The sequence below is a fragment of the Agromyces atrinae genome, assembly GCF_013407835.1.
In the GTDB taxonomy this organism is placed as follows: domain Bacteria; phylum Actinomycetota; class Actinomycetes; order Actinomycetales; family Microbacteriaceae; genus Agromyces; species Agromyces atrinae.
Genome location: NZ_JACCBI010000001.1, coordinates 1004632 through 1026888, shown reverse-complemented (window position 1 = coordinate 1026888; position 22257 = coordinate 1004632). Strand labels below are relative to the sequence as shown.

Below are 22257 nucleotides of genomic sequence, written 5' to 3'. Positions count from 1 at the left end.
GTGCGAGGTGCCATGAAGCTCTCCGAGTTCCGTTTCGCGATCGAACACGAGTTCGGCGGCGGCTACGCGCGGGTACTCGTTCGCGACCTCGTGCTGCCCGCGCTCGGCGGTCGCACCGCTGAGGACGCTCTCGCCGCCGGTATCGCACCGAAGGACGTCTGGATCGCGCTCTGCGACGAGCAGGGCGTGCCTCTCGAGCGCCGCGCGGGCGTGGGTCGCCCGGACCCTCGTCGCGACTGACACGCCGACACGCGGGCACTGCTTCTCGAAGATAGGTTCGAATCGCGCTAGGCTCCTGCACAACGAAGCGATTCGGGTAGTCCTCCACAGATCGACGCCGACATCCTCGCGATGTCGGAGGTCGCTCCTACGGTCGGAGTACGACGAAACGCACCGCCTTGTCGACGAGGCGAGCGGGGTCACGGCCCCGCCGCGGAGCGCGACAGCCTATAGGCAGCAGCATCGAGATCAGGAGAAGAACATGCCCTCAGCAGTAGACCGCGAGAAGGCCCTCGAAACGGCCCTTGCACAGATCGACCGCCAGTTCGGTAAGGGCTCGGTGATGCGCCTGGGAAGTGAAGAGCGCGCTCCCGTCGCCGTCATCCCCACCGGCTCCGTCGCTCTCGATGTCGCCCTCGGCGTCGGCGGGCTGCCCCGCGGCCGCATCATCGAGATCTACGGTCCGGAGTCGTCGGGTAAGACGACGCTCACCCTGCACGCGATCGCCAATGCGCAGCGCGCCGGTGGAATCGCCGCCTTCATCGATGCTGAGCACGCGCTCGACCCCGAGTACGCCAAGAAGCTCGGCGTCGACATCGACGCCCTCCTCGTCTCGCAGCCCGACACCGGTGAGCAGGCGCTCGAGATCGCCGACATGCTCGTGCGTTCGGGCTCCATCGACCTCATCGTCATCGACTCCGTCGCAGCCCTCGTGCCGCGCGCCGAGATCGAGGGCGAGATGGGTGACTCGCACGTCGGCCTCCAGGCTCGCCTCATGTCGCAGGCGCTCCGCAAGCTGACCGGTGGTCTCAGCCAGACCAACACCACGATGATCTTCATCAACCAGCTGCGCGAGAAGATCGGTGTCTTCTTCGGCAGCCCCGAGACGACGGCCGGTGGTAAGGCGCTGAAGTTCTACGCGTCGGTCCGCCTCGACATCCGTCGTATCGAGACCCTGAAGGACGGCACCGACGCCGTGGGTAACCGCACCCGCGTCAAGGTCGTCAAGAACAAGATGGCGCCGCCCTTCAAGCAGGCTGAGTTCGACATCCTCTACGGCGTCGGCATCTCGCGTGAGGGAAGCCTCATCGACTACGGCGTCGACCAGGCCATCGTCAAGAAGTCGGGTGCCTGGTACACCTACGACGGCGACCAGCTGGGCCAGGGCAAGGAGAATGCCCGCAACTTCCTGCTGCAGAACCCCGACATCGCGCTCGACATCGAGAACAAGATCCTCGCGAAGCTCGGCATCGGAAACGCGGGCGCAGTCGCACCCGTCGAACCCATCGCCCCCAAGGTCGCCGCCCGCAAGGGCGCATGACCCCGCGAGACCGGAGCGAGGAGCACATCATGAGTCGAGACGAATCGACGGGTGACGAGCGCCTCGCTCCGGTCTCGTATCTTCCGGGGGCGAGCGGCGCGGTCCAGGGGCCTGCGTCCGCGAGCGACGCGATCGCAGCGGGTCCGAAGCCCGGCTGGGAGTTCGGCGAAGACGAGACGCCGCCGAGCCCGCGGGTCTCACGCCTCGCTGCGTCCCCGACAGCCGCCTCTCCGGCGGGAGCGCGAGTCACGGTCGCCCGTTTCGGCGCGGGCGCTCGAGACTCCTCCGATCCCGACATCGACGGCTCCGATGAGGATGCCGACGATCTCGAGGACGACGAGACCGAGACGCGCCAGGCGGCCGAAGACCGGCTTCTCCGACGCCTGCGATCGAAGTCGCTCTCGATGGATGAGGCCTATCGTCTGCTGACGGCCGAGGGTGCCGTCGGAGACGACGCCGACGCGATCCTGTCGCGCTTTCAGCGGCTCGGCTATCTCGACGATGCACGACTGGCCGAAGAGATCGTGCGCTCGCATCACGAGCGGAAGGGCATGGGGCGTGCTCTCGTCGAACGAGAGATGTTCCGCCGCGGCATCGATTCCGCGGTCATCATCGAGACGATCGCCGCTCTGCCCGACGACGATGCCGGTGCAGCCCTCGAACTCGCCGAGAAGCGCGCCCGCAGTATGCGTTCGCTCACGTCCGACGTCGCCGAGCGGCGGCTGGTCGGCTTCCTCCAGCGCAAGGGCTACAACGGCTCGGTCGCACGCCAGGCGGCGCGCTCCGCGTTGGGCCTGCGCTGAGACGCTCACGGGCGACGTGAGACTCCGCACACGGCGAACGTAGACTTGTCCGCATCATGAGCACCCTCACGACCTCGCCGAACGCCATCGACGTCTCGTCGGCCTCTCTCGATCCGACCGGTCGGGCACGCACGTACGAAGTGCGCACCTTCGGCTGCCAGATGAACGTCCACGACTCCGAGCGCTTGAGCGGGTCGCTCGAGGCAGCCGGTTACGTGCCGGCGAACGGCACCGAGGCCGACATCGTCGTGATCAACACGTGTGCCGTGCGTGAGAACGCCGACAACAAGCTCTACGGAAACCTGGGCCACCTCGCGAGCGTCAAGAGGCGTCATGAGGGTATGCAGATCGCCGTCGGCGGCTGCCTCGCCCAGAAGGACAAGAACACGATCCTCGAGAAGGCGCCGTGGGTCGACGTCGTGTTCGGCACCCACAACATGGGCTCGCTGCCGAGCCTCCTCGAGCGAGCTCGTCACAACGACGAGGCCCAGCTCGAGATCCTCGACGCCCTCGAGACCTTCCCGTCGACACTCCCGACAAAGCGCGACTCGAGCTACAGCGGCTGGGTGTCCATCTCCGTCGGTTGCAACAACACCTGCACGTTCTGCATCGTGCCCTCGCTCCGCGGCAAAGAGAAGGACCGTCGCCCGGGCGAGATCCTCGGCGAGGTGCAGGCTCTCGTCGACGACGGCGCCATCGAGGTCACGCTCCTCGGCCAGAACGTCAACTCGTACGGCGTCGAGTTCGGCGATCGACTCGCGTTCGGCAAGCTCCTGCGCGCGGCCGGCGCGATCGAGGGGCTCGAGCGCATCCGCTTCACGAGCCCGCACCCCGCGGCGTTCACCGATGACGTCATCGATGCGATGGCCGAGACGCCCGCCGTCATGCCGCAGCTCCACATGCCCCTGCAGTCGGGCTCCGACCGCGTCCTCCGCGCGATGCGACGTTCGTACCGCTCGGAGAAGTTCCTCGGCATCCTCGACCGCGTTCGCGCGAAGATCCCGAACGCGGCGATCTCGACCGACATCATCGTCGGATTCCCGGGGGAGACCGAGGAAGACTTCCTTGAGACCATGCGCGTCGTCGAGGCCGCACGCTTCGCCTCCGCCTTCACCTTCCAGTACTCGATCCGCGCGGGCACTCCGGCGGCGACGATGGACGATCAGGTTCCGAAGGAGGTCGTCCAGGAGCGCTACGAGCGACTGACGGCACTCCAAGACCGCATCTCCCGCGAAGAGAACGAGAATCTCGTCGGCCGTCGGGTCGAACTGCTCGTCGCCACGGGCGAGGGCAAGAAAGATGCCGAGACGCATCGCCTTTCCGGCCGCGCCGAAGACTCGCGACTCGTGCACTTCGAGGTGCCCGAGGGCAGCGACATCCCGCGCCCCGGCGACATCGTGAGCGTCGTCATCTCGCAGGCGGCGTCCTTCCACCTCATCGCCGATTCGCCCGACGGTTCGCCTCTCCGTATCCGACGCACCCGTGCCGGCGACGCGTGGGATCGCGCCCAGGCCGACAGCTGCGGCGTGCCCGCTGCGCCGTCCGACGGCTCGGCACCCGCGCGTGTGTCACTCGGTCTTCCCGCGCTGCGGCCCCGCAGCGACATCCGCCCGCTCATCAAGCCGGGCTTCGGCCCCGACCTCGTGAGCACCGTGCCGATCTACGACGTGAACGACGACGAGCGCTGAGGTGAGCGTCGTCGCCGTCGTCGGTGCGACGGGAACGGGCAAGTCGGCGTTCGCGCTCGACGTCGCCGAGGAGATCGCGCGACACGGGGGCCGCGCCGAGGTCGTGAACGCCGATGCGATGCAGCTCTACCGCGGCATGGACATCGGCACCGCGAAGCTCGCCGTCGGTGAGCGACGCGGAGTGCCCCACCACCTCTTCGACGTGCTCGACGTGACCGAGGAGGCCTCGGTCGCGCGCTACCAGGTCGAGGCTCGCGCCGCGATCGATGCGATCATCGCGCGGGGCGCCGTGCCCATCCTCGTCGGAGGATCGGGCCTCTACGTGTCATCCGTGCTGTTCGACTTCCAGTTCCCGGGCACGGATGCCGCCGTCCGCGCGCGACTCGAGGATGAACTCGAGCGACTCGGTCCCGGCATCCTCGCGCGCCGTCTCGCCGACCTCGATGCGGAGACGGCCGCGGCCATCGGGTCGACGAACGGTCGGCGGATCGTTCGAGCACTCGAGGTCATCGAGATCACGGGAGAACCGGCGGCGGCGCGACTTCCCGACGAGCCCCTCGTGTGGCGCGAGCACCGCACGGTGATGCTCACGACGCCGCGCGACGTACTCGTCGATCGACTCGACCGGCGGGTCGAGGCCATGTGGGCCGACGGCATCATCGACGAGGTAAGGCGGCTGCTCCCTCTCGGCATCGAGCGCGGCGTCACCGCGAGTCGCGCGATCGGTTACCGTCAGGCGATCGACGAGATCCACGGCACCGTCTCGCGAGACGAGGCGATCGCCGAGACGCAACGCCTCACACGCCGATACGCCCGGCGACAGGTCGGCTGGTTCTCGCGCTACCGGGAGGCCGCCCTCGTCGATTCCGGCGATGCCACCGCCGTCCGCGAGCAGATCGCCCGCCTCTCGTCCCTAGACTGAAGTCATGGCGTTCGAACTGACATTCACCAAGGGCCAGGGCACGGGAAACGACTTCGTGCTCTTCTCCGACCCCGATGGTGCGATCGAGCTCACTCCCGAGCAGATCAGCGGTATCTGCGATCGTCATTTCGGGGTCGGCGGCGACGGGATCATCCGTGCCGTCCGCTCGACGAACCTCGCGGCCGGGGCCGCGGCACTCGCTGAAGACTCCGAAGCCGAGTGGTTCATGGACTACTGGAACTCGGACGGCACCGTCTCGGAGATGTGCGGCAACGGAATCCGCGTGTTCGCCCGCTACCTCGTCGAGCAAGGGCTTGCCGAGATCGCCCCCGGTTCGACGCTGCCGATCGGCACCCGCGCGGGCGTGCGCGATGTACAGCGCAGCACCTCGGGCTTCCAGGTCGATCTCGGCCGTTGGCGCCTCGACGGGGGAGAGCCGCTCGTGCGAGCGCGCGATCTCGCCGTTCCCCGACCCGGGCTCGGCATCAACGTCGGTAACCCGCACGTCGTCGTGGCCCTCGCCGACGAGCGCGAGCTCGACGAGCTCGATCTCGGCGTCGCGCCGATCCTCGACCCTCCCGCCGCCGACGGAGCGAACGTCGAGTTCGTCGTGCCGGCAGACCCGCTCGTCCATGACGGGGTGGGTCGCATCCGCATGCGCGTCCACGAACGCGGATCGGGCGAGACGCTCTCGTGCGGCACGGGAGCCGTCGCGGCGGCCCTCGCCGTGCGGCACTGGGCCGGCGCCGGTGCGCCGAACGACTGGCGCGTCGAGGTTCCCGGTGGAGTCGTCGGCGTCAGGATGTTCCCGACCGAGGAAGGCGAGCACGTCGCCCTCTCGGGGCCCGCTGAGCTCGTCTTCGACGGAGTGCTCGCGCTCGGTTAGTGCGTGCGCTTCCGTACGTGCAAGACGCGGTAGCCCTTGCCCGTGGCGGCGCGCACGACGCCGTAGGTGCTCGGCAGCTCGTCCTGCAGCCAGCGCTGCAGCGAGTCGGAACCGAGGTTCCGCTGCACGACGAGCCATGCGTCCGAGTCCGGCTCGAGACGCGGCAGCCAGTGCATGAGCATGTCGTGGAGGATGTTCTTGCCGACGCGGATCGGCGGGTTCGAGCGGATCGTGCGGAAGGTGATCCCCTCGGGAACATCCTCGGGCGTCACGGCGTTGACATTGGAGAGGCCGAGAGTCGCGGCGTTCCGTCGCACGAGGTCGAGCGCCCGCTCGTTCACGTCGACGGCCCAGACGGTCGCCTCGGGAGAGGCGAGCGCGAGGTCGAGGGCGATCGGCCCCCAGCCGCACCCGAGGTCGAGCAGATCGCCGCTCGGGGGAGCGACGGGAGAGTTCGCGAGCAGCACCTGGGTGCCGACGTCGATGTGGTCGGGGCTGAACACGCCCCCCGCGGTCGTCAGCCGCACATCGCGGCCGCCCAGATGGACCGTGATCTCGCGGAGCGCCGATCCGCTTGCGGGTTGCGAGGTGAAATAGTGCTCCGACGCCATACAGGGGAAACTACAGCAGATCCACGGATCTGAGGAACTAGGGTGGAGACGATGACTGAAGCGCAGCACGATGCCCCCGGCGACGACGCCGTCGCGCGCATCCTGAACGGCGCCGAAACACGCTCGAGCGGCTATTCGCTGTTCGGCGATGGTTCGGCGAACGCCCTCCAGACTCGATCCGCGGATGTCGCGGGCGGGAGCGACGGCGAGCAATTCGAGCGCGAGGAACGTGCGGCTCTCCGCCGAGTCGCCGGCCTCTCGACCGAGCTCGAAGACGTCACCGAGGTCGAGTACCGGCAGCTGCGCCTCGAGAACGTCGTGCTCATCGGCGTGTACTCGCAGGGAACGCTCTCCGACGCCGAGAACTCGATCCGCGAACTGGCCGCCCTCGCCGAGACGGCGGGCGCGCACGTGCTCGACGGACTCCTGCAGCGTCGTCCGCACCCCGACCCCAGCACGTACCTCGGCCGGGGCAAGGCCGAAGAACTCGCCGGCATCGTCAAGTCGCTCGGCGCCGACACCGTGATCGCCGACTCCGAGCTCGCACCGAGCCAGCGGCGTGCGCTCGAGGACGTCGTCAAGGTCAAGGTCATCGACCGCACGGCCGTCATCCTCGACATCTTCAGCCAGCACGCGAAGAGTCGCGAGGGCAAGGCGCAGGTCGAACTCGCCCAGCTCGAGTACCTCCTCCCGCGCCTGCGCGGCTGGGGTGACTCGATGTCGCGCCAGGCCGGTGGCCAGGTGGGTGGCGCGGGCGCCGGTATGGGTTCGCGCGGCCCGGGTGAGACGAAGATCGAACTCGACCGCCGACGCATCCACAACCGCATGGCGAAGCTCCGTCGACAGATCGCCGGCATGAAGCCCGCCCGTGAGGCCAAGAGAGCGAACCGTCGCCGGAACGCCGTGCCGTCGGTCGCGATCGCGGGCTACACGAACGCCGGCAAGTCGAGCATCCTGAACCGCATCACCGGAGCCGGGGTGCTCGTCGAGAACGCGCTCTTCGCGACCCTCGACGCGACGGTGCGCCGCAACACGACGAGTGACGGACGCGTCTACACGATCGCCGACACCGTCGGCTTCGTGCGCAACCTCCCTCACCAGCTCGTCGAGGCGTTCCGCTCGACGCTCGAAGAGGTCGCCGATTCCGACCTCGTCGTGCACGTCGTCGACGCCGCGCACCCCGACCCGGCGAGCCAGCTGACGACCGTTCGCGACGTCATCGGTGAGACGGGCGCACGCGACATCCCGGAGCTCGTGGTCTTCAACAAGGCCGACCTCGTGACCGAGGAAGAGCGTCTCATCCTTCGCGGACTGGCGCCGAACGCGGTCTTCGCGTCCGCGCGCACCGGCGAAGGCGTCGACGAGATCCTCGCGGCCATCACGCGCATGCTGCCCGACCCCTCGATCGACGTCGAGCTCGTGATCCCGTACGACCGCGGCGACCTCGTGTCGAGCCTTCACGAGACGGCCCGCGTGCTCGAGACCGAGTACCTCGAGGACGGCACGCGTGTGCACGCCCTGGTCAGCCCGGAGCAGGCGAACCAGCTCGCCGAGTACGCGCGCGCCCAGCCGGTCGGCTGAGTCCGCCGCCGTCCGCGTCACAATCCGAAACGCGCATTTCCGTCAGAGCCGCTGAGTCGTAGTCTCGAATCACTCGTTGCGAGCACCCCGTGCTCGCCGGAGCGACAGCCGAGCCCGGCATCCGCCCGCGAAGAAACGCCACCGCTCGACATCCGTCGGGCGGGGTCAGTCTCCCTCGCGAAGGATCCCCTCGATGCCCGTCTCCAGTCCCTCGGCCGCCGCCGACGCGGCCTGTCGCCCGCGCGTCTCGTTCGAACTCTTCCCGCCGCGGAACGATGCGGCGGCACTCGCCCTCGGCCGCACCATCGATCGCCTCGCCGAGGCCGATCCCGACTTCATCTCCGTGACCTTCGGCGCGGGAGGCACCTCGCGCGGGCCCTCCCTCACGGTGCTCCGCTACATCCTCGACCACACCGACGTCGAGCCGATGGCCCACCTCACGTGCGTCGGTTCGTCGCATGCCGATGCGAACCGACTCGTCCGTGAGTTCCTCGACGCCGGGATCACGAGCTTCCTCGCGCTTCGCGGCGACCCGCCGAAGGGCGCCGTCGACGGCGACGACGCCATCGGCGATCTCGCGTCGTCCGCCGAGCTCGTGCAGCTCATCCACCGCGTGCAGGAGGAGCGGGAGCCGTTCGGCCAGTCGCGCATCCCGGGAACGCGCGCGAGCGAGATCCGCGACCGTCCGCGCCCCGAGCGCGTCGCCGTCGCGGCGTTCCCGACCGGGCACCCCCGGTCGCGTTTCCCCTCGCAAGACATCGACGCACTCCTCGCGAAGGAGGTCGCCGGCGCGAACCTCGCGATCACGCAGCTGTTCTGGTACGCGGACGACTACCTCGGCTTCGTGGATCGCGCCCGCGCTGCGGGCGTCACGATGGACATCCTGCCGGGCATCATGCCGGTCACGACTCCCGCGCGTTTGCGCCGTCTGGCCGAGCTCACCGGGGTTCCCGCTCCGTCCGACCTCGCGATCGCGCTGCAGGTCGAGCCGTCGGAGGCCGGCCAGCTCGAGATCGGTGTCGACTACGCGGCCCGTCTCGGCAGCGAGGTGCTCGCGGGCGGCGCCCCCGGCCTGCACCTCTACACCTTCAACCGCCACGAGGCCGTCCTCTCGACGATCGACCGTCTCACGGTGTCGACCCCCACCCGTTCCAGCCTCTCCGAGAGAATCGAGTACACGATATGAGCAGCACCCCGTTCCCGTCCGGCACCATCCTCGGCTACCCGCGCATCGGTCGTCGACGTGAGCTGAAGAAGGCCGTCGAGTCGTACTGGGCGGGTCGTTCGTCGCTCGACGACCTCGAGACGGCGGCCGCCGAACTGCGTGCGGTCACGCGTACCCGACTCGCCGGACTCGGGCTCGGTCAGGACGACTCGGCGATTCCCGAGACGTTCTCGTTCTACGACCAGGTGCTCGATGCGGCCGTCGCCGTCGGCGCGATCCCCGCGCGTTTCGAGCGTCTGCGCGAGTCGGACGGCTCGATCGGTCTTCCCGCGTACTTCACGATCGCGCGCGGCGAGGGCGACGACGCCCCTCTCGAGATGACGAAGTGGTTCGACTCGAACTATCACTACCTCGTGCCGGAGATCGGACCCGACACCGTGTTCTCGCTCTCGAGCGATCGCATCGTCCGCGAGTTCGAGGAGGCGAAGGCCGCCGGATTCCTGACGCGCCCGTCGATCGTCGGACCGGTCACGTTCCTCCTGCTCAGCAAGGCGGCGGATGACGCGGGCGCGGGCTTCTCGCCGATCGAGCGTCTCGACGACCTGCTCCCCGTCTACGTCGAGCTGCTCGAGCGCCTCGCCCTCGCCGGCGCCGAGTGGGTTCAGCTCGACGAGCCCGGTCTCGTCAACGAGAGCATCACCGTTCCCCGCGATCAGCAGCTCGCCGCCCTCGAGCGTGCGTACGCGGTGCTGGGCGCGGTCGCCGGTCGGCCGCAGCTGTTCGTCGCGGCCCCGTACGGCAGCCTCGACGACGCCCTGCCGGTGCTCGCGGCCTCGACGGTCGACGCGATCGGCCTCGACCTGGTGCGCGGCTCGCTGCCGACCGGGCTCGACGATGCAGCGGTCTCCGCCCTCGCCACGAAGACGCTCGTCGCCGGCGTCGTCGACGGCCACAACGTGTGGCGCGGCGACCTCGCGGGAGCGTTCGCCGCGGCCGAGGGCGTGCGCGCCCTGAGCCCGAACGTCTCCGTGTCGACGTCCACCTCGCTCCAGCACGTCCCGCACGACGTCGCCGACGAGTCGCTCCTCGATGCTCGCCTCGTCAGCTGGTTGGCCTTCGCCGACCAGAAGGTCGCGCAGGTCGTGGCGCTCGCACGCGGCATCCGTGACGGGGGCTCCGCGATCGAGGCCGAGCTCGCCGCCGCCACCGCCGCTCTCGCCGACCGCGCCGACGCGCCCGGCGTTCGCGACGGCGCCGTCCGTGCGCGCCTCGCCGGCCTCGACGACAGCGCCTTCTCGCGTGGGTCGTACGCCGAGCGCCTCGCCGCGCAGGACGCCGCACTCGACCTCCCGCCGCTGCCGACGACGACGATCGGCTCGTTCCCGCAGACCGGCGAGATCCGCCGTGCCCGCGCCCAGCTCCTGAAGGGCGACATCGACGAGGCCGCGTACCTCGAGCTCATGCGCGACGAGATCCGCCGTGTCGTCGATCTCCAGGAGGAGATCGGTCTCGACGTCATCGTGCACGGTGAGCCCGAGCGCAACGACATGGTGCAGTACTTCGCCGAGAACCTCGACGGCTTCGAGGTGACGCAGAACGGCTGGGTGCAGTCGTACGGCAGCCGCTGCACGCGTCCGTCGATCCTGTGGGGTGACGTGTCGCGCCCGGCGCCGATCACCGTCGATTGGTCGGTCTTCACGCAGAGCCTCACCGAGAAGCCCGTCAAGGGCATGCTCACCGGCCCCGTGACGATCCTCGCGTGGTCGTTCGTGCGCGACGACCAGCCGCTCGGCGAGACGGCACGTCAGGTGGCGCTCGCGCTGCGCGACGAGATCGCCGACCTCGAATCCGCCGGCATCGGTGTCATCCAGGTCGATGAGCCCGCACTCCGCGAACTGCTCCCGCTCAAGAACGCCGACCACGCCGACTACCTCGACTGGTCGGTGGGTTCCTTCCGTCTCGCGACGGCGGGCGTTGAGGCGAAGACGCAGATCCACACGCACCTCTGCTACTCGGAGTTCGGCGTGGTCATCGACGCCATTCAGAACCTCGATGCCGACGTCACGAGCATCGAGGCCGCGCGCAGTCGCATGGAGGTCGTCGACGACCTGCAGTCGAGCGGGTTCGACCACGGCATCGGTCCGGGCGTGTACGACATCCACTCGCCGCGCGTCCCGAGCGTCGACGAGGTGCGTTCGCTCCTCGAGAAGGCCGTCGCCGCGATCCCCGAGCGCCAGGTCTGGGTCAACCCCGACTGCGGACTGAAGACGCGCGGATACGACGAGACGGTGGCCTCGCTCCGCAACATCCTCGAGGCCACGCGCGCCGTGCGCGCACAGCTCGCCGACGCGTAGACGCGATCAGCACGACAGAACGCCCCCGGCTCGGTGCCGGGGGCGTTCTCTCGTTCGTGTCGGTCAGACGGCGCGGAGCACGGCGACGACCTTGCCGAGCACGTCGGCCTCGTCGCCGAGGATCGGCTCGAAGGCACTGTTGCGGGGGAGGAGCCACGTGTGGCCGTCGCGCTGCCGGAACACCTTGACGGTCGCTTCTCCGTCGAGCATCGCGGCGACGATCTCGCCGTTCTCCGCCTCTTTCTGCGCGCGCACGACGACCCAGTCGCCGTCGCAGATGGCCGCGTCGATCATCGATTCTCCGACGACCTTGAGCATGAAGAGCTCGCCCTTGCCGACGAGCTGCCGGGGGAGCGGGAACACCTCATCGATCTGCTGCTCGGCGGTGATCGGGATGCCGGCGGCGATGCGACCGACGAGGGGGACCATCGCGGCGTCGCCGATGGGCGTGCTCGAGTAGGAGTCGACGTCGGTCGTCGTGCCCTCGCTCTGAGGCACGTCGATGAGGATCTCGAGCGCGCGCGGGCGGTTGGGGTCACGGCGGAGATAGCCGCTCAGCTCGAGCTGGTTGAGCTGATGGGTGACGCTCGACAGCGATGCGAGCCCGACAGCATCGCCGATCTCGCGCATGCTCGGCGGATAGCCTCGCTGGCTCACCGACCGCTGGATGAACTCGAGGATGGAGAGCTGCTTCGCGCTCAGGCTCTTGCGACGGCGCGTGCGCGCCGGCCGTTCGGCGTCGGTGTCGTTGCTCACTGGTGTGCCCCTCTCCGGGCTCCGCACGTCGTGGGCGGGCCGAGTGTCAGTGGTCCCTGATCGAATGTCACCAGGTACTCGAAACTGTATCGCCGCCGTTCGACCGAGACAAACATCTCTTCGAGTGTGTCGCGATCTCAGAACCGAAATCTTCCGAAGAAGTACTTGAACTTTCGAATAATCGAAGATAGGTTCGGAATACATCTTCGCATGCGGCTCTCCCGGCCGAGGGCCGCATGCGAACACTCAGGAGGTGTGACATGAGCACGGTTATCGCCAGCAGCCCGTTCGTTATCGGTAGTGGTGTCGACGCAGGTCGATCCGTCGCCCCGCGTACCCGTCTGCGTCTCACGCGACGCGGGCGCATCGTGCTCACCTCCCTGGCCGCAGTACCGGTCGTCGCCGTCGCACTCTTCGCGGGGTTGAGCGCTGTTCCCGCGGTGGCCGGCAGTTCCAGCGCCGATGTCTCGTTCCGCTACGTCACGATCGAGCCGGGTCAGTCGCTCTGGTCGTTGGCCGAGTCGCTCGCGCCGACGGTCGACCCGCGCGACGTCATCGCCGAGATCACGAGCCTCAACGGCCTCACGAGCTCGTCGCTCGAACCGGGTCAGCAGATCGCCGTTCCTCTCGGTTACTGATTCGGGCACGGTCGCACAGAGGCGGCCGTCACGCTCGTTAGGCTGATCGGGTGACTTCTCTCGACGACCTCCCGCTGCGCGACAATCTGCGCGGTAAGACCCCGTACGGTGCACCCCAGAAGACGGTGCCCGTCGCGCTCAACGTCAACGAGAACACGCATCCCATCCCCGAGGCTGTCGCCCACGACGTGCTGGGGCGGCTCGCGGCCGCGATCCTCACGCTCAATCGTTACCCCGATCGTGAGTTCACCGAGTTGCGCGAGCAACTCGCCGCCTATCTCGGCCACGGCCTCGTGGCCGATCAGATCTGGGCCGCGAACGGGTCGAACGAGGTGCTCCAGCACATCTTCCAGGCCTTCGGCGGCCCGGGCCGCTCGGTGCTGAGCTTCACGCCGACGTACTCCATGTACCCGCTTCTCGCGGGCGGCACCGACACCCGGTGGATCGGCGTGCCTCGTGCCGACGACTACTCGATCTCGATCGCGTCGGCGGTCGCCGCCCTCGACGAGCACGACCCCGACATCGTCATCCTCTGCGGTCCGAACAACCCGACCGGCACCCCGCTGTCGCTCGACGTCATCGACGCCGTGGCGTCGCACGCTCGCGGCATGGTCGTCGTCGACGAGGCGTACATCGAGTTCGCCCCCGAGGGCACGCCGAGCGCGCTCTCGCTGCTGTCGAAGCATCCTCGACTCCTCGTGTCACGCACGATGAGCAAGGCGTTCGCCTTCGCCGGGGCACGCGTGGGCTACCTCGCCGCCGACCCGGCGGTGACCGACGCGCTCCGCCTCGTCCGGCTGCCGTACCACCTGTCGGCGTTGACGCAGGCGGCCGCCCTGGGTGCGCTCGCCCACTCCGACGAGATGCTCGCGATGGTCGGCGAGATCCGTGAACAGCGCGATCGCATCGTCGTGCGACTGCGCGAGCTGGGTTTCACGCCTCACGAGAGTGCGAGCAACTTCGTGCTCTTCGGCGGGGTGGACGATCCGCACGCGGTGTTCGAGGCGCTCCTCGACCGCGGCGTCCTCGTGCGCGACGTCGGCATCCCCGGTCACCTGCGGGTGACGGCCGGCACCGAAGCCGAGACCAGGACCTTCCTCACCGCCATCGCCGAACTCGCCGCAGAACGCGGCAATAGGATGACCTCATGACGAGCACCACCCCGAACCGGACCGCACGCGTTCAGCGCGAGACGAGCGAGTCGAGCATCGACCTCTCCCTCGACCTCGACGGAACCGGTACGAGCGACATCGAGACCTCCGTCCCGTTCTTCGACCACCTCCTCACGGCGTTCGCGAAGCACTCGCTGACCGACCTGCGGGTGCGTGCGAAGGGCGACATCGAGATCGACGTCCACCACACGGTCGAGGACATCGGCATCGTGCTCGGACAGGCGATCCGTCAGGCGCTCGGAGACAAGCGCGGCATCTCGCGTTACGGCGACGCCCTCGTCCCTCTCGACGAGGCGCTCGCCCAGGCCGTCGTCGACATCTCGGGCCGCCCGTACCTCGTGCACACGGGGGAGCCCGCCGGTTTCGAGTTCCACCTCATCGGCGGTCACTTCACCGGTTCGATGGTGCGCCACGTGTTCGAGGCCATCACGCTCAACGCGGGGCTGACCGTGCACCTCACGGTGCTCGGCGGCCGCGATCCGCACCACATCGCCGAGGCCGAGTTCAAGGCGTTCGCGCGCGCGTTCCGTCAGGCGAAGGCGCTCGACCCGTTCGTGTCGGGCGTGCCGTCGACCAAGGGCGCTCTGTGAGCGCTCCGCGCGTCGTCGTCCTCGACTACGGCTCGGGCAACGTCCACTCCGCCGTCAAGGCGCTCGAGCACGCGGGCGCCGATGTCGTGCTGTCCTCCGACAAGCGCACGGCGGTCGAGGCCGACGGCCTCCTCGTGCCGGGAGTCGGTGCGTTCTCGGCCGTCGTCGACGCGCTGCTCGCGGTGCGCGGCGACGAGATCATCGATCGCCGGCTCTCGGGCGGTCGCCCCGTGCTCGGCATCTGCGTCGGCATGCAGGTCCTCTTCGAACGCGGCATCGAGCGCGGGGTCGACACCGAGGGACTCGGCGAATGGCCCGGAGTGGTCGACGAACTCGAAGCACCCGTCCTCCCGCACATGGGCTGGAACACGGTCGACGCTCCCGAGAACTCCGTCCTCTTCGACGGCATCCGCGACGAGCGTTTCTACTTCGTGCACTCGTACGCGGCGCGCTCGTGGACCCTCGACGTCCAGCCGCCGTTCCCGCAGCCGCGGCTGACCTGGGCGACGCACTCCGATCGATTCCTCGCCGCGGTCGAGAACGGCCCGCTGTCGGCGACGCAGTTCCACCCCGAGAAGTCGTCGGCGGCCGGCATCCGTCTGCTGCAGAACTGGCTCGGCACCCTGTGACGGTGAACGTCGGCGCGTCGGCGGCCGAGTAAGATTCTGTGACTGTGCCGGCTGAGTCCAACCGGTCAGGATCCGAGGATAGTGATGAGCGAGTTCAGCAGGTCGCCGAAGCTGGTGCTGCTTCCGGCCGTCGACGTCGCGGGCGGTAAGGCCGTGCGTTTGACCCAGGGCGAAACGGGTACCGAGACCAACTACGGTGACCCCGTCGATGCCGCCGCGGAGTGGGCCGACCAGGGCGCCGAGTGGATTCACCTCGTCGACCTCGACGCAGCGTTCGGCCGGGGCAGCAACGCCGGTGTGCTGAAGAAGGCCATCCGTCAGGTGCGCGGCGTGAACGTCGAGCTGTCGGGCGGCATCCGTGACGATGAGAGCCTCGAGAACGCCCTCGAGATCGGCGCCAAGCGCATCAACCTCGGCACGGCTGCTCTCGAGAACCCCGAGTGGGCCGCTTCCGTCATCGCTCGCTACGGCGAGGCGATCGCCGTCGGTCTCGACGTTCGCGGTACGACTCTCGCGGCGCGCGGGTGGACCCAGGACGGCGGCGACCTCTGGCAGGTCATGGACCGCCTCGAGGATGCCGGTTGCGCGCGCTACGTCGTGACGGATGTCACGAAGGACGGCACCCTGCAGGGCCCGAACGTCGATCTCCTCCGTCAGGTCATGGAGCGGACTCACCGACCCGTCATCGCGTCGGGCGGCATCTCGAGCCTCGACGACATCGCGGCGCTCCGCGATCTGGTTCCGCTCGGTCTCGAGGGCACGATCGTGGGCAAGGCGTTGTACGCCGGTGCGTTCACGCTCGGCGAGGCCCTCGATGTCGCCGGCTACTGACGACGGCGCGACGCCTGCGCTCCCGGCCGATTCGGCCGGCCAGCCGTGGGCCGGTCGGTCGTTCGAGGCGAACGCGCACTCGGCGGATGACGGCAGCGCGCCCGCCGAGCTGGTCGACGCACTCGCTCGATTCCGCGGGAACGATGTCGGTGCGTCCGTCGTCGTCGACGCCTTCCGCGGGTCGCGCCTGCTCATACCGCTGCTCGCCGAGCTGGGCGAGTCGGCCGAGGGCGTGCACGGTCTCGCGGCCGACAAGAGCCAGGAGCTCTCGATCGTGACCGTCGCCGGACCGGACGGCCGAAAGGTGCTCCCGGTCTTCAGCTCGGTCGAGGCGATGACGCGCTGGAACCCCGTGGCCCGTCCTGTGCCGGCCGACGGTGTTCGGGTGGCTCTCGCTGCGGCGGACGACGGCACGGACCTCGTCGTGCTCGATGCCGGATCGTCGACCGAGTTCGCGATCCGTCGGCCGGCGGTGTGGTCGATCGCGCGCTCGCTCGAGTGGCGACCGAGCTATGCCGATCCTGCCGTCGAGCAGGCGTTCGCCCGGTCGATCGAGACCGAACTCGCGGTCGTCGGGGTCGATCTCGACTCGGGAGACCCGGATCACCGTCTCGCGGGCCCTGAGCTCCTCGTGCGCCTCCGCATCCTCGCGGGACTCACGCGCACCGAGCTCGACGCCGTGCTCGCGCGACTGGCCTCGCGGTGGGCCGCCGACGACGTGATCGCCGAACGCGTCGACTCGCTCGCCGTGCGAATCGTAGCGGCCGACTGAGCTGAGTGCGAGGCCGAATGCGATGTCGGCCGTATCTGATGTGATGGTCAGATGAGCACCGTGCTCGATCTCTTCACGCCGGCGACGCGAACGTGGTTCGCCGAGTCGTTCGCCGCGCCCACCGCGGCTCAGGCCGAGGCCTGGCAGGCCATCTCGCGCGGCGACGACGCGCTCGTGATCGCCCCGACAGGCTCGGGCAAGACGCTCGCCGCGTTCCTCTGGGCGATCGACCGTCTCGCGCATGATCCCGACCGTGAACCCGGTGCGGGTACCCGCGTGCTCTACCTCTCGCCGCTCAAGGCGCTCGGCGTCGACGTCGAACGCAACCTGAGGGCGCCGCTCGTCGGCATCGGCCGCACCGCCGAGCGCATCGGCCAGCCTCTGCCCGCCGTGTCCGTGGGCGTGCGCTCGGGCGACACCCTGCCCGCGGCGCGGCGAGCCCTCCTGACGAATCCTCCCGAGATCCTCATCACGACGCCTGAGTCGCTCTTCCTCATGCTCACATCGAGCGCGCGCGAGACCCTGCGCCACGTCGACACAGTCATCATCGATGAGATCCATGCGATAGCGGCGACGAAGCGCGGCTCGCACCTAGCTGTCTCGCTCGAACGGCTCGACGCGCTGCTCCCGTCGCCCGCGCAGCGCATCGGACTCTCGGCGACCGTGCGTCCGCCCGAGGCCGTCGCGCGCTTCCTCCAGGCCTCGAAGCCGGTCGCGATCGTCGATCCGCCGAGCGAGAAGAAGTTCGACCTGCGGGTCGTCGTGCCGCTCAGCGACATGACCGACCTGTCGGAGTCGGCCGGATCGATCTGGCCCCGCGTCGAGGAGGCGATCCTCGACGAGGTGCTCGCGCACCGGTCATCCATCGTCTTCGCCAACTCGAGGCGCCTCGCCGAGCGACTGACCGCGCGTCTCAACGAGCTCTACGCCGAGCGTGTCGGCGTGCTCGAGCCGGCGAACGCGGTGCCCGCTGCCATGCTCGGCGGGGCGGGGCAGACCTCGGGCGCCGAGCCGCTCCTCGCCCGGGCCCACCACGGGTCGGTCAGCAAAGAGGAGCGCGCCGACATCGAGGCCGACCTGAAGTCGGGCTCGCTGCGCTGCGTCGTCGCGACGTCGAGCCTCGAGCTCGGTATCGACATGGGTGCGGTCGATCTCGTCGTGCAGGTCGAGTCGCCCCCGTCGGTCGCGAGCGGGCTGCAGCGGCTCGGTCGTGCAGGCCACCAGGTGGGCGAGGTCTCACGCGGTGTGCTCTTCCCCAAGCATCGTGCCGACCTCGTGCACTCGAGCGTCGCGGCGGAGCGCATGGTGGCCGGGCTCATCGAAGAGCTCACGGTGCCCTCCAATCCTCTCGACATCCTCGCTCAGCAGACGATCGCCGCGTGCGCGCTCGACACGCTCGACGTCGAGGAGTGGTTCGACCTCGTGCGCCGTTCGGCACCGTTCGCCGCCCTCCCGCGCTCCGCCTTCGATGCCACGCTCGATCTGCTCGCCGGTCGCTATCCGTCCGATCAGTTCGCCGAGCTCCGCCCCCGCATCGTGTGGGACCGCGAGGCCGGCACGATCACGGGTCGGCCCGGCGCCCAGCGGCTCGCGGTCACGAGCGGTGGCACCATTCCCGACCGCGGTCTGTTCGGGGTCTACATGGTCGGCGAAGCCGGGCCGGGTCGCCGTGTCGGTGAGCTCGACGAAGAGATGGTCTACGAGTCACGCGTCGGCGACGTCTTCGCTCTCGGTGCGACGAGCTGGCGCATCCAGGAGATCACGCACGATCGCGTCGTCGTGAGCCCGGCGTTCGGCGAGCCGGGGCGGCTGCCGTTCTGGAAGGGCGACGGCATCGGGCGTCCGGCCGAGCTCGGCCGAGCGATCGGGGCGTTCATCCGCGAGACGCTCGCGGCCGACTCGTCGGCCGCCGCCCAGCGGCTCGCCGCCATCGGTCTCGACACGAACGCCGCCGAGAACCTCATGACATACCTCACCGAGCAGCGCGCAGCGACGGGGCGCGTGCCGAACGACGAGACCCTCGTCATCGAGCGATTCCGCGACGAGCTCGGCGACTGGCGCGTCGTCCTGCACTCGCCGTACGGCATGAAGGTGCATGCACCCTGGGCGCTCGCGATCGGAACGCGTGTGCGCGAGCGGTTCGGGGTCGACGCCAACGCCGTCGCGAGTGACGACGGCATCGTCATCCGTGTACCCGACACCGAGAGCACGCCTCCCGGCGCCGACCTCTTCCTCTTCGAGACCGATGAGATCCTGCCCATCGTCACGGAGCAGATCGGCGGCTCTGCCCTCTTCGCGTCGCGATTCCGGGAGTGTGCCGCTCGTGCGCTCCTGCTCCCGCGCTACAACCCCGGCCGACGCTCACCGCTCTGGCAGCAGCGCCAGCGAGCCAGTCAGCTCCTCGACGTCGCTCGTGACTACGCCGACTTCCCGATCATCCTCGAGACGATCCGCGAGTGCTTCCAGGACGTCTACGACGTCCCCGCGCTCCTCGACCTCACCGGGAGGATCGCCAGTAGGGAGGTGTCCGTCGTCGAGGTCGAGACGCCGCTCGCAAGCCCCTTCGCGTCGAGCCTGCTGTTCGGCTACGTCGGCGCGTTCCTCTATGAGGGCGACTCCCCGCTCGCCGAGCGTCGCGCCGCCGCGCTCTCGATCGATCCCGCGCTCCTCGCCGACCTCCTCGGAACGGTCGAGCTGCGCGAGGTCCTCGACCCGTCGGTCATCGAGACGACCGAGAGCGAGCTGCAGCACCTCGCGGAGAACCGGCGGGCACGTGGAGCCGAGGGGATCGCTGATCTCGTGCGCGACCTCGGCCCCTTGACGGTCGAGGAGATCGGGCTGCGCGTGGAACCCGGAACCGAGGTCGCCGAGGCCCTCGCCGACCTCGCGCGCGCGAAGCGCGTGGCCGAGGTGGGTTTCGCGGGTCGCTCCTGGTGGATCGCGGTCGAGGATGCGGCTCGGCTCCGCGATGCCCTCGGAGTGCCGGTCCCTCCGGGCGTGCCTGCCGTCTTCGGTGAAGCCGTCGCCGACCCGCTCGGAGACCTCGTGGGCCGCTACGCGCGCACCCACGGTCCGTTCGACGCGAGTGCCGTCGCCCTCCGATTCGGTATCGGCACGGCGGTCGCTCTCTCCGCTCTTCGCCGACTGGCCTCCGAGCGCCGTGTCGTCGAGGGCGAGTTCCGCCCGACCGGAACCGGGTCGGAGTGGTGCGACGCCGAGGTGCTGCGCCGACTCCGACGTCGGTCCCTCGCCGCGCTCCGCAACGAGATCGAGGCCGTGCCTCCGCAGAGCTACGCACGGTTCCTGTCGTCGTGGCAGAACATCGGGGGAGGGCTGCGCGGACTCGATGGCGTGCTGTCGGTCGTCGAGCAGCTCGAGGGTGTCCGGCTGCCGGCATCGTCGTGGGAGACACTCGTGCTCCCTGCTCGGGTCTCCGACTACCGGCCCGCGCTGCTCGACGAGCTGACCGCGACCGGTGACGTGCTGTGGGCCGGCGCGGGCGGCATGGCCGGCAACGACGGCTGGGTGAGCCTGCACCTCGCCGACTCGGCGGCGCTCAGCCTGCCGATCGGCGCCGATGCGAGCGACCTCTCCGACCTGCAGCGCGAGATCGTCGCGCAGCTCGGAACCGGGGCAGGCTACTTCTTCCGTCAGCTCGCCGATGCCGTCGGTGTCGACGGTGACGACGAACTCGTCGACGCCCTGTGGGACCTGGTCTGGCGGGGCACGATCACGAACGACACCCTCGCGCCGCTCCGCGCCCTGCTCTCCGGCGGCTCGACGACGCACCGGCAGGCGCCGGTCACTCCGCGCGCGCGACCCGGGCGACCCGGGCGACCGAGCAGAGCCGGCGCACGCGCGCAGCTGCTCGCCCGCACGGGGCCGCCGACCGTCGGCGGTCGCTGGTCGATCCTTCCGCTCGCCTCGACCGACGCGACCGCGCGAGCCGCCGCGCTCGGTGAGACCCTCCTCGACCGCTACGGCGTGGTGACCCGTGGCTCCGCCGTCGCCGAGTCCATCATCGGCGGCTTCGCGCTCGTCTACCGCACCCTCGGCGGGTTCGAGGAGTCGGGCCGCGCCCGGCGGGGCTACTTCGTGGAGGGGCTCGGCGGCGCCCAGTTCGGAGCACCCGGCGCGGTCGACCGGCTGCGGGCTCCGGCGAAGCCGCAGGCGGTGGCGCTCGCCGCGACCGACCCGGCGAATCCGTTCGGCGCCGCCCTGCCGTGGCCCGCTGTTCCCGGAGAGGGCACGCATCGACCCGGTCGGAAGGCCGGTGCCCTCGTCGCTCTCGTCGACGGCGAGCTCGTGCTCTACCTCGAACGCGGCGGGCGGTCGGCTCTCGTCTTCTCCGACGACGGCGAGGTGCTCGAGCGCGCCGCTGCCGCTCTCGCCGCCCTCGTGAGGCTCGACGGCATCGGCATGCTCCGCGTCGAGACGTCGAACGGAGACTTCGTCATCGGGTCGGCCCTCGGTGCGGCCCTGCGGGCGAACGACTTCCGAGAGACACCGAAGGGGCTGAGGATCAGTGCCCGAGGGTGACACCGTCTGGCGACAGGCTCGCCTGCTGCGCGACGCGCTCGTCGGGCTCGAGCTCACGAGCACCGACTTCCGCATGCCGCGCTTCGCGACCGTCGACCTGAGCGGGCGCGTCGTTGACAGCGTCGACAGCCGCGGCAAGCACCTCCTCGTACGTGCGGGCGATGCCGTCATCCACTCGCACCTCAAGATGGAGGGCATCTGGGACGTCTACCCGGCCGGGGCACGGTGGCGGAAGCCGGCGTGGAAGGCCCGCGTCATCCTCCGGAACGAGCAGGTGGATGCCGTGGGCTTCGAGCTCGGAAAGCTCGAGGTCATCGCGCGCGACGACGAGCACGATGCGCTCGGCTACCTCGGCCCCGACCTCCTCGGACCCGACTGGGATGCCGCCGAGGCCGTGACGCGGCTCGGAGCGAGTCCCGAGGCGGAGGTCATCGTCGCGCTCGCCGAGCAGCGCAACCTCGCCGGCCTTGGAAACGTGTACGTCAACGAGCTGTGCTTCCTCCGCGGCATCCGGCCCGACCGTCCGGTCGCCGACGTCGACCTTCCCGCACTCGTCGATCTCGCACGCCGCGTGATCGTCGCCAATCGCGATCGACCCGAACGGGTGACGACGGGTGATCTGCGCCGCGGACGTCGTCTCTGGGTCTACGGACGCGGGGGAGAGGCGTGCCTGCGATGCGGCACCACCATCCAGCGCGGAGAGTTCGGCCGCTCGGCGCTCGAACTGCGCGTGACGTACTGGTGCCCGTCGTGCCAGATCTGAGGGGTGCTCGAGCGCGC

Annotated in this window: 19 protein-coding genes; 17 read left to right on the top strand and 2 right to left on the bottom strand. The window is 69.5% G+C overall.

Features of this window, described 5'->3' with window-relative positions; genetic code table 11:
• The first annotated feature begins 12 nt into the window (after nucleotides 1-12).
• The 6 genes from BJ972_RS04990 (at nucleotide 13) to dapF (ending at nucleotide 5839) form a co-directional block, all read left to right on the top strand.
• A complete protein-coding gene (locus BJ972_RS04990) occupies nucleotides 13-240 on the top strand; it encodes a DUF3046 domain-containing protein (protein ID WP_129172719.1) in 228 nt (75 codons plus the stop codon).
• Nucleotides 241-481: 241 nt separating this feature from the next.
• Nucleotides 482-1540: a recombinase RecA gene (gene recA / locus BJ972_RS04985; protein WP_129172718.1), complete on the top strand. Its 1059-nt coding sequence runs from the start codon at nucleotides 482-484 to the stop codon at nucleotides 1538-1540.
• 29 nt (nucleotides 1541-1569) lie between these two features.
• A complete protein-coding gene (locus BJ972_RS04980; RefSeq protein WP_164989872.1) occupies nucleotides 1570-2343 on the top strand; it encodes a regulatory protein RecX in 774 nt (257 codons plus the stop codon).
• Nucleotides 2344-2399: 56 nt separating this feature from the next.
• The gene (miaB, locus tag BJ972_RS04975) at nucleotides 2400-4031 is read left to right on the top strand and encodes a tRNA (N6-isopentenyl adenosine(37)-C2)-methylthiotransferase MiaB (protein ID WP_129172716.1); all 1632 of its coding nucleotides are present in this window, start codon (nucleotides 2400-2402) and stop codon (nucleotides 4029-4031) included.
• Between the two features lies 1 nt (nucleotide 4032).
• Complete coding sequence (miaA, locus tag BJ972_RS04970) at nucleotides 4033-4953, top strand: tRNA (adenosine(37)-N6)-dimethylallyltransferase MiaA (RefSeq protein WP_129172715.1); 921 nt, start codon at nucleotides 4033-4035, stop codon at nucleotides 4951-4953.
• Between the two features lie 4 nt (nucleotides 4954-4957).
• Nucleotides 4958-5839 (top strand): diaminopimelate epimerase, encoded by an 882-nt coding sequence (gene dapF, locus BJ972_RS04965; protein WP_129172714.1) that lies wholly within the window; start codon nucleotides 4958-4960, stop codon nucleotides 5837-5839.
• On the opposite strand, the gene BJ972_RS04960 is transcribed toward dapF, so the two are convergent.
• Nucleotides 5836-6450 carry a class I SAM-dependent methyltransferase gene (locus BJ972_RS04960; RefSeq protein WP_129172713.1) on the bottom strand — a complete coding sequence of 205 codons (615 nt, stop codon included), beginning with the start codon at nucleotides 6448-6450 and terminating at the stop codon, nucleotides 5836-5838. The two genes, dapF and BJ972_RS04960, sit on opposite strands and share 4 nt — an antisense overlap.
• 51 nt (nucleotides 6451-6501) lie before the next feature.
• Here BJ972_RS04960 and hflX point away from each other — a divergent pair, with 51 nt between their 5' ends.
• From hflX to metE, 3 genes are all read left to right on the top strand, one after another.
• Nucleotides 6502-8031, top strand: coding sequence for a GTPase HflX (gene hflX, locus BJ972_RS04955; RefSeq protein ID WP_129172712.1), 1530 nt, complete (start codon nucleotides 6502-6504; stop codon nucleotides 8029-8031).
• Between the two features lie 193 nt (nucleotides 8032-8224).
• Nucleotides 8225-9217, top strand: a complete 993-nt coding sequence (locus tag BJ972_RS04950) for a methylenetetrahydrofolate reductase (RefSeq protein WP_129172711.1) — start codon at nucleotides 8225-8227, stop codon at nucleotides 9215-9217.
• On the top strand, nucleotides 9214-11550 hold the full coding sequence (gene metE, locus BJ972_RS04945) for a 5-methyltetrahydropteroyltriglutamate--homocysteine S-methyltransferase (RefSeq protein ID WP_129172710.1): 2337 nt from the start codon (nucleotides 9214-9216) through the stop codon (nucleotides 11548-11550). Before BJ972_RS04950 ends, metE begins: the two co-directional genes overlap by 4 nt.
• Before the next feature lie 63 nt (nucleotides 11551-11613).
• Here the strand turns inward: metE and lexA are convergent, their stop codons facing one another.
• The gene (gene lexA / locus BJ972_RS04940) at nucleotides 11614-12306 is read right to left on the bottom strand and encodes a transcriptional repressor LexA (RefSeq protein WP_129172709.1); all 693 of its coding nucleotides are present in this window, start codon (nucleotides 12304-12306) and stop codon (nucleotides 11614-11616) included.
• Nucleotides 12307-12566: 260 nt separating this feature from the next.
• Between lexA and BJ972_RS04935 the strand changes: the two genes are divergently transcribed.
• The 8 genes from BJ972_RS04935 to BJ972_RS04900 all read left to right on the top strand — a co-directional run bounded on the left by BJ972_RS04935 (nucleotide 12567) and on the right by BJ972_RS04900 (nucleotide 22240).
• On the top strand, nucleotides 12567-12944 hold the full coding sequence (locus BJ972_RS04935; protein ID WP_129172708.1) for a LysM peptidoglycan-binding domain-containing protein: 378 nt from the start codon (nucleotides 12567-12569) through the stop codon (nucleotides 12942-12944).
• Between the two features lie 50 nt (nucleotides 12945-12994).
• On the top strand, nucleotides 12995-14095 hold the full coding sequence (locus BJ972_RS04930) for a histidinol-phosphate transaminase (protein WP_129172707.1): 1101 nt from the start codon (nucleotides 12995-12997) through the stop codon (nucleotides 14093-14095).
• Entirely contained in the window at nucleotides 14092-14706 is a 615-nt protein-coding gene (hisB, locus tag BJ972_RS04925; protein WP_129172706.1) for an imidazoleglycerol-phosphate dehydratase HisB, read from the top strand. The genes BJ972_RS04930 and hisB overlap by 4 nt, the downstream gene beginning before the upstream one ends.
• Nucleotides 14703-15335, top strand: coding sequence for an imidazole glycerol phosphate synthase subunit HisH (gene hisH, locus BJ972_RS04920; protein WP_129172705.1), 633 nt, complete (start codon nucleotides 14703-14705; stop codon nucleotides 15333-15335). Before hisB ends, hisH begins: the two co-directional genes overlap by 4 nt.
• Nucleotides 15336-15419: 84 nt before the next feature.
• Nucleotides 15420-16166: a bifunctional 1-(5-phosphoribosyl)-5-((5-phosphoribosylamino)methylideneamino)imidazole-4-carboxamide isomerase/phosphoribosylanthranilate isomerase PriA gene (priA, locus tag BJ972_RS04915; RefSeq protein WP_129172704.1), complete on the top strand. Its 747-nt coding sequence runs from the start codon at nucleotides 15420-15422 to the stop codon at nucleotides 16164-16166.
• Entirely contained in the window at nucleotides 16150-16938 is a 789-nt protein-coding gene (locus tag BJ972_RS04910; protein ID WP_129172703.1) for an SseB family protein, read from the top strand. Before priA ends, BJ972_RS04910 begins: the two co-directional genes overlap by 17 nt.
• Nucleotides 16939-16989: 51 nt before the next feature.
• On the top strand, nucleotides 16990-21477 hold the full coding sequence (locus BJ972_RS04905) for an ATP-dependent helicase (protein ID WP_129172702.1): 4488 nt from the start codon (nucleotides 16990-16992) through the stop codon (nucleotides 21475-21477).
• Entirely contained in the window at nucleotides 21464-22240 is a 777-nt protein-coding gene (locus tag BJ972_RS04900) for a DNA-formamidopyrimidine glycosylase family protein (RefSeq protein ID WP_129172701.1), read from the top strand. The genes BJ972_RS04905 and BJ972_RS04900 overlap by 14 nt, the downstream gene beginning before the upstream one ends.
• Nucleotides 22241-22257 lie beyond the last annotated feature (17 nt).